Raw genomic sequence first — 13,281 nt, 5'->3', positions numbered from 1 at the left:
AAATGCCTCGGAGATTTAAGGTGATGTAATGTTTTGTTAATTTCTACCGCAATTTCTGGTTTATTGAAATCATTGAAAAATAAAGTCTATAATAGATGCAGTGAAAATCAATTTTAAAAAGCTGATAATAGTTACAATTATTCTGATTCTTTTGTTTGCTTTATCATTTCTGATAATAAAAGGCTCCGAAAAAACTCCTCAGGGACTTATTATTCTAAGTGGAAGAATTGAAGGGAGAGAAACAAATGTATCTCCAAAAATTCAGGGCAGGATTATCAAACTTTATAAAGATGAAGGAGATAGTGTAAGGCAGGGAGAGCTTCTATGCGAGATTGATTCAGAACAACTCTCTGCAAGATACAAAGCTGCAGTTGAAACTCGAGAAGCTTCCTACTCTGCAATTGCTCAGGCTATGGCAAATCTAATGAAACTGCAAATGCTAAACCTACCATGAAGGCTACATTCTGCTGCAATTGCTCAGGCTATGGCAAATCTAATGAAAGCCAGAGCTACATATGATAAAGCCAGAAAAGATTATGAGCGATACACAAGCCTTCTTAAAGAAGAACTTGTCTCAAAGAGTGATTTTGATAGAATTAAGATGCAGTATGAATCAGCACAGGCTGAAGTTGAAGCTGCTTCCAAGGCTATAGCTCAGGCTGAAGCAAACTTCAGAGCATCACAGCAAAGGCTTAAGGAGACACAGGCTGATCTAAATGAAACAAAGATTTATTCACCCATTGATGGAGTTATTCTCAGCAGGCCTGTTGAAGCTGGAGAGGTTGTAAATCCTGGAACTGTTTTGTATGTTATCGTTGACTTAAACAGGCTTTATGTAAAAGTTTATGTGCCTGAGCCTGATATTGGCAAGCTAAAGCTTGGAATGCCAGCAAGAGTTTATATTGATGCCTATCCTGATAGATTTTTCAATGGAAGGATTACAAAGATTTATGAGCAAGCTGAGTTTACTCCCAAAAATGTGGAAACAAAACAAGAGCGCGTTAAACTTGTATTCGGCGTGGAAGTATCTGTGGATAATCCAGAGGGACTCCTAAAACCTGGAATGCCTGCTGATGTTGTAATAAAATGGAAAGATGATGTACCTTGGATAAAGCCAAGATAAACACAGTAATAAAAGTTGAAAATCTCTGTAAAAGCTATAAAAAAATCAAAGCAGTTGACAATGTCTCCTTCTCTGTAAACAAAGGAGAAGTATTTGGTCTTATTGGTCCTGATGGTGCTGGAAAAACATCAATAATACAGATTCTTGCAGGAGTGCTTAAAGCAAGCTCAGGGAAAGCTTTCATAAATAACATTGATGTTACAAAAAATCCAGAGGCTGTTAAATCAATAATCGGCTATATGCCTCAGGGTCTTGGACTTAATCTTTATGATTCTCTGTCAATTGAGGAAAATATTGAATTTTTCAAAGGACTAAGGCTTATTCCCGATGAAGTATTTAAAAAAAATAAAAAAACACTCCTTGATATAACAAGGCTCACACCATTTCTTCAGAGGCAGGCAAGAGCTCTTTCAGGAGGCATGAGGCAGAAGCTTGCTCTTGTTTGCACACTGCTACATCTTCCAGATATTATTCTTCTTGATGAACCCACAACAGGAGTAGATCCTCTTTCAAGGCAGGATTTCTGGAACATCATTCACGGAGTTGTAACACAAAGGGGTGTGACTGTTTTGCTTAGCACATCCTATATGGATGAAGCAGAAAGATGCCATAGGGTTGCACTCATGCATGAAGGAAGAATTCTTCTTCAGGGAAGCCCTGATGAATTTGGCAATTTAGAGCGAGTTTTTATAGAAAAAATGGCTGATGATAAAGTTGAGATTATTAAGAGTTTTAAGCCTTCATTCCGAACCACGGGCGAGGAATCTCCTGTTATCTCATGCAAATCAGTGACAAAACTTTTTGGAAAATTTAAAGCTGTTGACTCTGTTACGCTTGATGTAAAAAAAGGAGAGATTTTAGGACTTCTTGGTCCGAATGGAGCAGGCAAAACAACTCTCATAAAAATGATGTGCGGACTTATTGAACTATCAGATGGAAGCATCAACATAAATGGCTTTGATGTGCAAAGAGAAAAGAAAAAAATATGGTCAACAATTGGCTACATGTCACAGAGATTTTCCCTTTACAGAGACCTAACAGTGATGGAAAACATGAAGCTTTATGCTGGACTCTACAATATAAAAAACAGTGATTTCAAAGGAATAATCAAACTGCTTGGACTTGAAGGACTTGAGGAAAGAATCACAAAAGACCTTCCTCTTGGAATAAAACAGAGAGTAGCTCTTGCCTGCGCACTGGTTCATGAACCACCTATTTTATTCCTTGATGAGCCAACAAGTGGCGTTGATCCTGTCGCAAGAAGAAGTTTCTGGGCGATCATTTTTGAGCTATCAAGGAATAAAAATGTAACAGTAATTGTATCAACCCATTACATGGATGAAGCTGAAAACTGTGATAGACTCTGTCTTATGCATCATGGAAGGGTTATTGGGTTGGGAAGCCCTGAAGAAATCAAGAAAAACTCTGAAAAGCTTTCAGGAAGTCTTATTCAGGTGAAAACAGAGAAACTTACAAAAGCTTATGATTTGGTTATAAAAAACTTCAAAGACATATCAATTTACGGAAGCAAAATATTTATAAGAAGCTTTGAGCCAGAAAAGACAAAGCAAGTATTAAGCGAAATATTAAGGAATGCAGAAATCAAACAGTTTGAACTCACACAGGCACCTATCCCCCTTCAGGAAGCATTTATTGACTATATAAGAGAAAGTGAAAAGTTTCTCAATGAAGTGAAAATTTAGAATTTTCTATAACAGTACTGTGGATGTAAATCTGTTAGAATAAATATGAAAAGGAGGATTGAGATTTACAATTTGCACGCAGACCGGTATCATTCTTAAAGCTTATGAAAATACATAAAAGACTTTTTGCAATACTTAAAAAAGAATTCAGGGAACTGCTGAGAGACCCTCTTTATCTTAGCCTTACTCTTATTGTTCCTGTAATTATACTGATACTTATGGGTTATGGATTAATACTTGATGTGAAAAATATTCCTGTGGCTTTTCTTGATTTTGACCGTTCAGCTTTAAGCAGGGATTACAGACACTCATTCACAAACTCTGAGTATTTCAAATTTTATTTAATGATAAATAACTACGATGAAGCATATAAGTTGATTCAATCAGGGAAATGTAGAGTGATTGTTGTAATCCCTCCTGATTTTTCAAAAAAACTTTACAGCGGGCAGAAAACTCAGGTTCAGTTTCTCATTGATGGCTCTTTCCCATCCCGTGCAGAGATAACAAAGGGATATGTCTCTGCAATCAATAATCAGTTCAATCAAAAACTTCTTGAAGATTTCGTCTCAATGCAGGGTAGACACATAAGTTTTCCAGTAGAAACTGAAATGAGAGCCTGGTATAACCCTGCACTTGAGAGCAAAAACTTTGTACTTCCCGGGATGCTTGTTATAACTTTAATGTTTTATCCTGTTTTGATTGCATCTCTGGTTGTTGTAAGGGAAAAAGAATCTGGAAGCATATTTAATCTTTACTGTTCACCTGTTAAAGCTTGGGAGGTTGTTTTAGGTAAGGCAATTCCTTACATAACCATATCTTTTACCACCTACATAATTCTTTTTATCATCACAGTTGTTTTTTTTAAAACAAAGTTTATCGGCAACTTTTTCGTGCTAACAATTGCTACCCTAATTTATCTAACATGCACAATTGGAATAGGAATACTTATATCAATGATAGCAAAAACTCAGATAACAGCAATGCTTATGGCATTTTTAGGGACTATTACTCCATCTTTTATGTATTCAGGGTTTTTCTCACCTGTAACAAGTATGGAGATTACAGGACAGATAATGAGCAAATTTATTACTGCAACATATTTTATAGGTGTTGTAAGAGGGGTTTATCTTAAGGGACTTGGGCTCGGTTATTATCTGCCTAATATTCTATCTCTTTTACTTTATGTCTTGATTGTATATTCGCTTTCAATTCTATTTTTCAGGAAAAGAATAAGATGAGGCTACTGTCGCTCATAAAAAAAGAAATGACTCAGCTCATGCGGGATAAAGTTTTAATTTTCATTCTTTTCTGGGGATTTACTGGAATGATTTATACTGCAGGTCATGGAGTTTCTATGGAAGTAAGAAACTTCCCAACAATTATATACGATATGAGCCATAGTCCTGAAAGCAGAGAAATTGCCAGCAGATTTCAGAAGCCTTACTTTAAAATCCTTGCTTTTGTTGATAATGACAGGGAAGTGGTAGAATGGCTTGACAATGGTAAAGCATCAATGGCTATTGTTATTCCTCCAGATTTCAAAAGAAAACTTGACAGTTCAGGAGCAAAAATACAGGTGATAATTGATGGAACAATGTCTATGTCTGCAACAATGGCTGTTGCCTATGTATCATCCATAACATACAACTATGCAATAGAACTTTTTGAAAGAAAGATGGGTATAACGAGCAGATTTTTCAATGAAATTCCGATCATTGATGAAAGAGTAAGGGTTCAATTCAATCCAAACATACTTACATCATGGTTTATGAGTTTGCTTGAGCTTTTCAATGTAACAACAATGGTTTCTCTTCTTGTAACTGCCGCAGCACTTGTAAGAGAAAAGGAATATGGCACAGTTGAACAACTTCTTGTTACACCTGTCAGAACATGGGAGATATTTGTTGCTAAAATAATTCCAACAATTTTTGCAGTAGGAATTCTTTCCCTTTTAAGCATATTTTTGATAATTAAAGGGGTATTTAAAGTTCCAATAAGGGGAAGCCTGCTGCTTTTTTATCCTGTTATGCTTTTTTATGTTTTTACCATGTCTTCTCTTGGAATAGCAATTGCTACTGTGGCAAGAAATCTTGCCCAATCAATGATGCTCATGCTCGTAATTCTTACACCAATGCTCATGCTCTCAGGTGCATGGACACCACCTGAGTCTATGCAGCCTTTGATGCGATATTTAAGCCTTATCTCTCCAATGCGGTATTTTATTGACTTTGGTTACAGTGTTCTTTTTAAAGGTAATGGAATAAACTATGTCTGGCATGATATTCTTAGAATAATTGTTCTTGGCAGCATACTGTTTAGCTTTTCAGTCTACCGTTTTAGAAAAACTTTTGCAAAGTAGGAATTTCTAAATCTTCTTCTAGTTTAAAATAATTGGTATAAGAAAGAATAAAACAGACTAGAGGAGATAAAAGAAGATTTATACAATAAAGCGAAGGAATTCAAGACAAAAGAGATACCCTCAGAGCTATTTGCCCTTTTTATAGACGCCTATCATACCAGCATAAAAGATGAAGATACAAACAATGTAAGGTTTAATGCAAAATTTTACAAACAGACACAATTTTCTTGACAAGTTTCAAAGTGATAGTTCTTCCTTGTTTTTGAAATAAAGATAAAGTCCTCCTACGCTTATTCCTGCTTCTTTTGCAATCATTCTCATTGTCGTGCCACTGAAGCCACTCTGGGAAAATAGCTTCACAGCAGCATCTACTATTCTCTTCCTTGACTCATATCCTGAACGCCTGTTCATGTGAACCTTGGCTAATTTGACAAAAAAATTCTACTTAATGTATCTTCAAAATTGCTGGATGTAAGGGAAGAGGGGTGAGAATCCCCCGCTGCCCCGCAGCCGTGTTGGGAACGAAAGCCCAGGAAGGCAGCACTGCTGTCTTAAGCCACTGGAGAGAAGTCTCCGGGAAGGCGGGTAAGTAGGAGATTGAGCCCAAAGCCGGAAGACCTATCCAGCCTGAAAGCCTTTGGCTTTCAGAATACCTCGTGGGAGGAATTAAATGACCGTTAAAACAACTGTCTTTGGCTATCCTAAGATTGGTCCCCAAAGAGAGCTTAAAAAAGCCCTTGAATCCTACTGGAGTGGAAAAATCTCTCAAAAGGAGCTTATTGAAGAAGCTGAAAAATTAATTATCAACAATGCAAAAACCATTACTCTACACGGAATTGACATTATTCCATCCAATGAGTTTTCCCTTTATGACTTTATCCTTGACCTCTCAGTAATGTTTAATGTCATTCCAGAGAGATTTAAAAATATCTCTGATCCACTGGAAAGATACTTTGCAATAGCAAGAGGCTCTGCAGATGCTCCTGCTTCAGAGATGACAAAGTGGTTTAACACAAACTATCACTACATTGTTCCTGAAATTGAAAATGATACAGAGTTTGAACTCATTGAAAATAAACCTTTAAAAGAATATAAACTTTTAAAAAACTCTCTTAATCTTAAAACAAAACCTGTTATCACAGGTCCTTTTACCTATCTTTACTGTGCTAAACTAAAAGACCATGCTTATTTCCTTCACAGGATAGCTAATGTTTACATAAAGCTTCTTAAAGAGCTTGAAGAATCAGGAATTGAAGAGGTTCAGATTGATGAACCTGCAATGGTTATTGATTTAGATAATGATACTGTTCATGTAATTATAGATTGTTACAGAAAAATCACTTCTGCACTGAGTAAGATAAAAGTTTATGTTCAAACTTACTATGAAAGCCTCTCACAGTATGAGAAAGTAGTTTACGAAATGCCAGTTCATGGTATTGGATTTGATTTTGTTGATGGGAGAGATAATCTTGAGAGTCTCTCAAAATTCGGCTTTCCAAAGGATAAACTATTAATTGCAGGAGTTGTCTCAGGAAGAGACCCCTGGAAGACAAATTTTACTGAAACATTGAAACTTATTGAGACTCTTACAAAGTTTACGGAAAACATAATTCTTTCAAACTCCTGTCCTCTTATGCATCTTCCAGTGAGTGTGAAAAATGAAACCCTACCTGAGGAAATTTTGCATCTGTTAAGCTTTGCCAATGAAAGGCTTGAAGAGCTTACACTGCTTAAAACAGTAATAAATGAAGGTAAAGAGCCTCCAGAGCAGAATTTATCCATGAAATTTGTTAATCCTGAAATCAAGAAGAAAATCTCTCAGATTGATGAAAATGCTCTTGAAAGAAAATCCTCTTTTCAAGAGAGATATGAAAAACAGATGCAAATTCTCAAACTTCCTCTTTTTCCAACCACCACAATAGGAAGCTTTCCCCAGACTCCTGAGCTAAGGAAAGTAAGGGCAGACTATAAGGCAGGCAGAATCTCTCTTAAGGAGTATGAATCATTTATAAATAATGAAATTAAAAAAGCAATTGAAATTCAAGAGCATTTAGGGCTTGATGTTTTAGTGCATGGAGAGTTTGAAAGAACTGACATGGTTGAGTTTTTTGCAGAGCGTCTTCAGGGAGTTGCAATAACAAAAAATGGATGGGTTCAGTCATATGGCTCAAGATGTGTAAGACCACCGATAATTTATGGCGATGTATGGAGAGACAAACCTTTAATTTTGAAAGAAACCCTCTATGCTCAGTCTCTCACTAAAAAACCAGTAAAAGGAATTCTTACAGGAGCTGTCACAATACTTCAGTGGTCATATCCAAGAAAGGATATTTCAAAAAAAGAAATTGCCTATCAAATTGCTCTTGCTCTAAAAGAAGAAGTAATGGAGCTTGAGAAAGCTGGAATAAAAATCATTCAGATTGATGAGCCTGCTTTCAGAGAAGGAATGCCTCTTAAAAGAGCAAAAGTTGATGAATACTTTGACTGGGCTATAAAAAGCTTCAGAATTATTACCTCCTCAGTAAAACCTGAAACCCAGATTCATACCCATATGTGCTACTCTGATTTCAATGACATAATTGAAAAAATCTATGCAATGGATGCTGACGTGATATCAATTGAGGCATCAAGAAGCAAAGGAGAGATTCTTAAAGCCTTTGAAAACTTTAAATATGACAGAGGCATTGGAATCGGAGTATATGATATTCACTCTCCAAGAGTGCCAGATGTGGAAGAGATGCTTGAAATAGTAAAACGCTCAATAAAGCTTATTGATAAAAGACTTTTCTGGATAAATCCTGATTGCGGACTTAAAACAAGAGGATGGCAAGAAACCATTCCTTCCCTTAAAAACATGGTTAAAGTTGCAGAGATAATGCGTAAGGAGGTAAAAGATGTTTAAAAACATTATAAAGCGTGATGGTCGTCAGGTTCCTTTTGACCCTGAAAAAATCACAATAGCTATATCAAAGGCAGGTAAAGCAACAGGAGAGTTTGACTATGATACAGCCAGAAGACTTACAATTAAGGTTTTGCTTTTAGCTGAGGAACTGATTCGTGACCGTGACCCCCATGTTGAAGAGATTCAAGACATTGTTGAAGAGATACTCCTAAGCAGTCCTTATCGTAAAACTGCAAAAGCCTATATTATTTATCGTGACCAACATGCCCGTATGCGTGAGATTGCCCGTCAGGGTGGGCTTGAGTTAATTGATAATTATTTAAGTAAGGTTGACTGGCGGATAAAAGAAAACTCAAATATGAGCTTTAGCCTTCAGGGACTAAACAACTACATATCAGGTGAGATAAGCAAAAGTTACTGGCTTCATAAAATATATCCACCTGAGGTAAGACAAGCTCACATAGATGGAGAGCTACATATTCATGACCTAAATGTGCTTGCACCATATTGTGTGGGCTGGGATTTAATGGATTTGTTAATTAGGGGATTTGGTGGTGTGGCAGGAAAAGTAGAATCCCTGCCTGCAAAACATTTTAGAAGTGCACTCGGACAGGTAGTGAACTTTCTTTTTACTCTTCAGGGAGAAGCTGCTGGTGCACAGGCATTCAGCAATGTGGATACCTTTCTTGCACCATTCATTGCATATGATGAACTAAACTACAAACAGGTAAAACAGGCTTTGCAGGAATGGGTTTTTAACCTTAACATTCCTACAAGGGTGGGATTTCAAAGTCCTTTTACTAACATCACCCTTGATTTGAAAGTGCCCGAACATCTTGCATCACAGGCTGTTATTATTGGTGGCATTCCTCAAGAATCCACTTATGGAGAATTTCAGAAAGAGATGGATATGTTTAATCAGGCACTTTTTGAGGTTCTCATAGAAGGAGATGCAAAGGGAAGAGTTTTCACATTTCCTATTCCTACAATCAACATAACAAAGGATTTTGACTGGGATAGCCCTGTTACCCGCTTAATCATGCAGGCAACAGCAAAATACGGAATCCCCTACTTTGCAAACTATGTAAACTCTGACATGAAACCAGAAGATGCAAGGAGTATGTGTTGCCGGCTCAGGCTTGAAACAAAAGAGCTTAAACATCGTGGTGGTGGACTTTTTGGTTCAAACCCTTTAACTGGCTCTACGGGTGTTGTTACATTGAATTTACCAAGAATTGGATATTTAAGCAAATCAGAAGAAGAGTTTTTTGAGCGTTTAACAAAACTTATGGATATAGCAAAAACTTCCCTTGAGATTAAGCGTAAGGTGCTTGAAAGATTTACAGATGCAGGGCTTTATCCATATTCAAAGCATTATCTCAATTCAGTAAAGGAACGCACAGGTGCATACTGGAGTAATCACTTCTCAACAATAGGAGTAATTGGTATGAATGAAGCCATTGCTAATGCAAAATGGCTTAACACAAAAGGAATATGGACAAATGAAGGTAAAGCCTTTGCATTAAAAGTATTGGATTTTATAAGAGAGAAACTCATAGAGTATCAAGAAGAAACAGGCAACTTATACAATCTTGAGGCAACTCCTGCAGAAGGAACAAGTTATAGACTTGCAAAGATTGACAAGCAAAAATATCCAGATATTTTTACACAGGGTAAAGACCATCCCTACTATACAAACTCAACATGGTTACCTGTGAATTTTACAGAATCAATTACTTATTTACTTGACCATCAAGATGAACTTCAGAGTAAATACACTGGTGGAACAGTTGTTCATGTATTTTTAGGAGAAAGTCCTGAACCAGAGAGGCTTAAAGACTTTATAAAAGCAGTTTTTACAAGATATAAACTTCCATACATAAGCATTACACCAACATTTAGTGTTTGTCCTGCATGTGGATATATTGAGGGAGAACATTCCCATTGTCCAAAATGTGGAAGAACTACAGAAGTTTATTCCCGTGTGGTTGGTTACCTAAGACCTGTAGATAACTGGAATGAGGGAAAGAAAGAGGAATTTAAAGAGAGAAAATATATACAAAATTCTACCGAGTTTTTAGGGACCCGTCTCGGTTTGCCTTTTTTAAAGCTGATTATTTAAACTATTTTATGAATCTGAAACGTGATGAATTTCTATCTTTAGCCAGACATTACAATGTTATTCCTCTTTACAGGGAAATAATTGCTGATCTTGATACTGCTGTAGGAGCTTTTTTAAAACTTAATAAAAAGCCTTCTTTCCTTCTTGAAAGCGTTGTGGGAGGTGAAAAATGGGGAAGGTATTCTTTTATTGGATTCGATCCTGCGTTTATTATAAAATCAAAGAAAAGAAATATAAGCCTGAAAGGTTTAAATCAAATCCGGCTTGATAATGTAAATCCCTTTGATTTTTTAAAAGATTTTTTCAAAAAATTCAAAGCATATATAGACCCCTCACTCCCAAGATTTTTCGGAGGTATGGTAGGCTACATCTCCTATGATACTGTAAAACTTTTTGAAAAAGTTCCTGACCTCGGTAACCCAGATCTGAATATGCCTGATATATTTCTTATGATTCCAGAAACCCTTTTAATTTTTGATAATCTCAAACAGTCAATAAAAATTATCTACAATGCTTTTCTTAGTTCTGAAGATGCTTCAGAGACTTACGCATTAGCTCAGGATAAAATAGAGACAATAATCAAAGAATTGAAAAACCTTAAGGATGAAAGATTCAGATCCTATTTAAGAGAGTTTTCAGAAAACAAGTTTAAAGAACCATTGCTTGGATTTACCTCAAACTTTAAAAAAGAAGATTTTATCAATGCTGTAAAAAAAGCAAGAGATTATGTTCTTTCAGGTGATGTTGTTCAGGTTGTTATCTCTCAAAGATTTGAAACTACCTTAGAAGTTCATCCTTTTGATATTTATAGGGCTTTAAGGGTAATAAATCCTTCACCATACATGTTTTATATTGATACAGAAGAAGGATATCTTGTTGGTTCATCTCCTGAAATCCTTGTAAGAGTGGAAGATGAAAAAATCACTTTAAGACCCATTGCAGGAACCCGTCCAAGAGGAAGAACTGAAGAGGAAGATCTCTTCCTTGAAAGAGAACTTCTCAGTGATGAAAAAGAAAAGGCTGAACATATTATGCTTGTTGATCTTGGAAGAAATGATGTTGGCAGGGTTGCAGAAATAGGCAGTGTTATGGTTACAGAGCTTATGACAATTGAAAGATACAGTCATGTTATGCATATTGTAAGCAATGTTGAAGGCAGGCTCAGGCAAGGGCTTGATATTTTTGATGTTTTTATGTCCTGTTTTCCTGCAGGAACTGTAACAGGAGCACCAAAGGTAAGAGCAATGCAGATCATTGAAGAGCTTGAACCAACCCAAAGAGGTCCCTATGCTGGAGCAGTTGGCTATTTTGGTTTCAGTGGAAATATGGATATGTGTATAGGCATAAGAATGCTTGTTATAAAGGACAAAAAAGTATATGTTCAGGCAGGTGCTGGTATTGTGGCAGATTCAGTTCCTGAAAAAGAATATACTGAAACAGTTAATAAGGCAACTGCCATGCTTAAAGCAGTGAGTTTTTTTAGAGCGTAAGGAGCAGAAATGATTCTTTTAATTGACAACTATGACTCATTTACATACAATCTTTATCAATATATTGGAGAGATTAATCCAGATATCGCTGTCTACAGAAATGATCAGATTACTATAGAGGAAATTGAAGAGCTTAATCCGGAAAGAATAATAATCTCGCCAGGTCCCTGTACTCCAAAAGAAGCTGGAGTTTCTTGTGATGTAATAAAGCATTTTGCAGGTAAAATACCAATTCTTGGAGTATGTCTTGGTCATCAAGCAATTGGTGCAGCCTTTGGTGCAAAAATAGTTCTTTCTCCAGAGATAATGCATGGTAAGACCTCTCTTATTTATCATGATGGTAAAACGATTTTTAAAGGTCTTCCAAATCCTTTTGAGGCAACAAGATATCACTCTCTTGTTGTTGATAAAGAGAGTTTACCAGAGTGTTTGACTGTCACAGCATGGACTTCAAATGGTATAATTATGGGTATAAGGCATAAAGAATACATAGTTGAGGGTGTTCAGTTTCATCCTGAAAGTATTCTGACAAAAGTTGGCAAGGATTTATTAAAGAATTTTTTAAAACTATGATAACTGATGCAATAGTTAAATTAAACAAAAAAGAAAATCTGGAGCCTGAGCTTTTAAGAGAAAGCTTTATTGAAATTATTGAAGGTAAAGCATCAGAAGCTCAGATTGCAGCTTTTCTTATGGGGCTTTCTATGAAAGGTGAGACAGAAGAAGAAATTCTTGAAGCAGTAAAGCTTTTTAGAGAATATGCAATAAAAATTAAAGCTCCTGAGAATGCTATTGATATTGTTGGAACAGGTGGAGACCTTTCAGGAACTTTTAATGTTTCCACTGTAACAAGCTTTGTTGTGGCAGGAGCAGGTGTGCCTGTTGCAAAACACGGCAATCGCTCTGCTTCAAGTCAATGTGGATGCATTGATGTTCTTGAGGAGCTTGGTATAAATGTAAATATGAATCCAGAAACTGCGGAGAAATGCCTTTTTGAGTGTGGAATCACAGTTCTTTTTGCACCTCTTTATCATCCTGCAATGAAGAGAGTTGCTCCAGTAAGAAGAGAGCTTAAAATAAGGACGATGTTTAATATTCTTGGTCCAATGCTTAATCCTGCGCAGGTTAAGCGTCAGCTCTTAGGCGTTTTTTCAAGGCAATACATGGATACAATTGCAAAAGTTTTACAAAAACTTGGCTCTGAGGATGTAATGATTGTTCACAGCGAGGATGGGCTTGATGAAATAACAGTTACAGGGAAGACGTACATTATAAGAGCTAAAAACAGAGAGGTAAAATCAGCCATAATCTCTCCTGAAGATATAGGCTTAAAAAGAGCATCCCTTCAGGATATTAAAAGTGGCAATAAAAAACAAAGTGCAGAAATATTTTTGAGTATTCTTAAAGGTGAAAAATCTCCATGTCTGGATATGGTTTTAATGAATGCTTCTGGAGCACTTCAGGTTGCAGGACTGGCATCAGATTTTAAAGAGGGAATTGAGACAGCCAGAGAATCAATTTATAGTGGCAGGGCTTACAGGAAGTTTGAAGAATTTAAAAAATTTTCTAACTTAAATTAAAT

General features: G+C 36.4%; 11 protein-coding genes and 1 riboswitch. Of the genes, 10 read left to right on the top strand and 1 reads right to left on the bottom strand.

Features of this window, described 5'->3' with window-relative positions; genetic code table 11:
- Window positions 1-100 precede the first annotated feature (100 nt).
- From ACYQ3X_RS02025 to ACYQ3X_RS02005, 5 genes are all read left to right on the top strand, one after another.
- Window positions 101-454: a hypothetical protein gene (locus ACYQ3X_RS02025; RefSeq protein ID WP_460180174.1), complete on the top strand. Its 354-nt coding sequence runs from the start codon at window positions 101-103 to the stop codon at window positions 452-454.
- A gap of 18 nt (window positions 455-472) precedes the next feature.
- Window positions 473-1,123, top strand: a complete 651-nt coding sequence (locus ACYQ3X_RS02020; protein WP_460181679.1) for an HlyD family secretion protein — start codon at window positions 473-475, stop codon at window positions 1,121-1,123.
- The gene (locus ACYQ3X_RS02015) at window positions 1,105-2,826 is read left to right on the top strand and encodes an ATP-binding cassette domain-containing protein (protein WP_460180173.1); all 1,722 of its coding nucleotides are present in this window, start codon (window positions 1,105-1,107) and stop codon (window positions 2,824-2,826) included. Before ACYQ3X_RS02020 ends, ACYQ3X_RS02015 begins: the two co-directional genes overlap by 19 nt.
- Window positions 2,827-2,930: 104 nt before the next feature.
- Entirely contained in the window at window positions 2,931-4,064 is a 1,134-nt protein-coding gene (locus ACYQ3X_RS02010) for an ABC transporter permease (protein ID WP_460180172.1), read from the top strand.
- Complete coding sequence (locus ACYQ3X_RS02005; RefSeq protein ID WP_460180171.1) at window positions 4,061-5,185, top strand: ABC transporter permease; 1,125 nt, start codon at window positions 4,061-4,063, stop codon at window positions 5,183-5,185. The genes ACYQ3X_RS02010 and ACYQ3X_RS02005 overlap by 4 nt, the downstream gene beginning before the upstream one ends.
- 237 nt (window positions 5,186-5,422) lie before the next feature.
- On the opposite strand, the gene ACYQ3X_RS02000 is transcribed toward ACYQ3X_RS02005, so the two are convergent.
- Entirely contained in the window at window positions 5,423-5,596 is a 174-nt protein-coding gene (locus tag ACYQ3X_RS02000) for a TetR/AcrR family transcriptional regulator (RefSeq protein ID WP_460180170.1), read from the bottom strand.
- Window positions 5,597-5,618: 22 nt separating this feature from the next.
- Window positions 5,619-5,825, top strand: a riboswitch (cobalamin riboswitch).
- 30 nt (window positions 5,826-5,855) lie between these two features.
- Here ACYQ3X_RS02000 and metE point away from each other — a divergent pair.
- From metE to trpD, 5 genes are read left to right on the top strand one after another with little or no spacing between them, the layout of a single operon-like run.
- On the top strand, window positions 5,856-8,087 hold the full coding sequence (metE, locus tag ACYQ3X_RS01995; protein ID WP_460180169.1) for a 5-methyltetrahydropteroyltriglutamate--homocysteine S-methyltransferase: 2,232 nt from the start codon (window positions 5,856-5,858) through the stop codon (window positions 8,085-8,087).
- Window positions 8,080-10,209, top strand: a complete 2,130-nt coding sequence (locus ACYQ3X_RS01990; protein ID WP_460180168.1) for a ribonucleoside triphosphate reductase — start codon at window positions 8,080-8,082, stop codon at window positions 10,207-10,209. The genes metE and ACYQ3X_RS01990 overlap by 8 nt, the downstream gene beginning before the upstream one ends.
- 8 nt (window positions 10,210-10,217) lie before the next feature.
- Complete coding sequence (gene trpE, locus ACYQ3X_RS01985) at window positions 10,218-11,699, top strand: anthranilate synthase component I (protein ID WP_460180167.1); 1,482 nt, start codon at window positions 10,218-10,220, stop codon at window positions 11,697-11,699.
- 9 nt (window positions 11,700-11,708) lie between these two features.
- Window positions 11,709-12,272: an anthranilate synthase component II gene (locus ACYQ3X_RS01980; protein ID WP_460180166.1), complete on the top strand. Its 564-nt coding sequence runs from the start codon at window positions 11,709-11,711 to the stop codon at window positions 12,270-12,272.
- A complete protein-coding gene (gene trpD, locus ACYQ3X_RS01975; protein WP_460180165.1) occupies window positions 12,269-13,279 on the top strand; it encodes an anthranilate phosphoribosyltransferase in 1,011 nt (336 codons plus the stop codon). The genes ACYQ3X_RS01980 and trpD overlap by 4 nt, the downstream gene beginning before the upstream one ends.
- Window positions 13,280-13,281: the final 2 nt, after the last annotated feature.

It is taken from the genome of Thermodesulfovibrio sp. TK110 (assembly GCF_054658355.1).
This window is presented reverse-complemented; position numbering and strand designations above follow the sequence as displayed.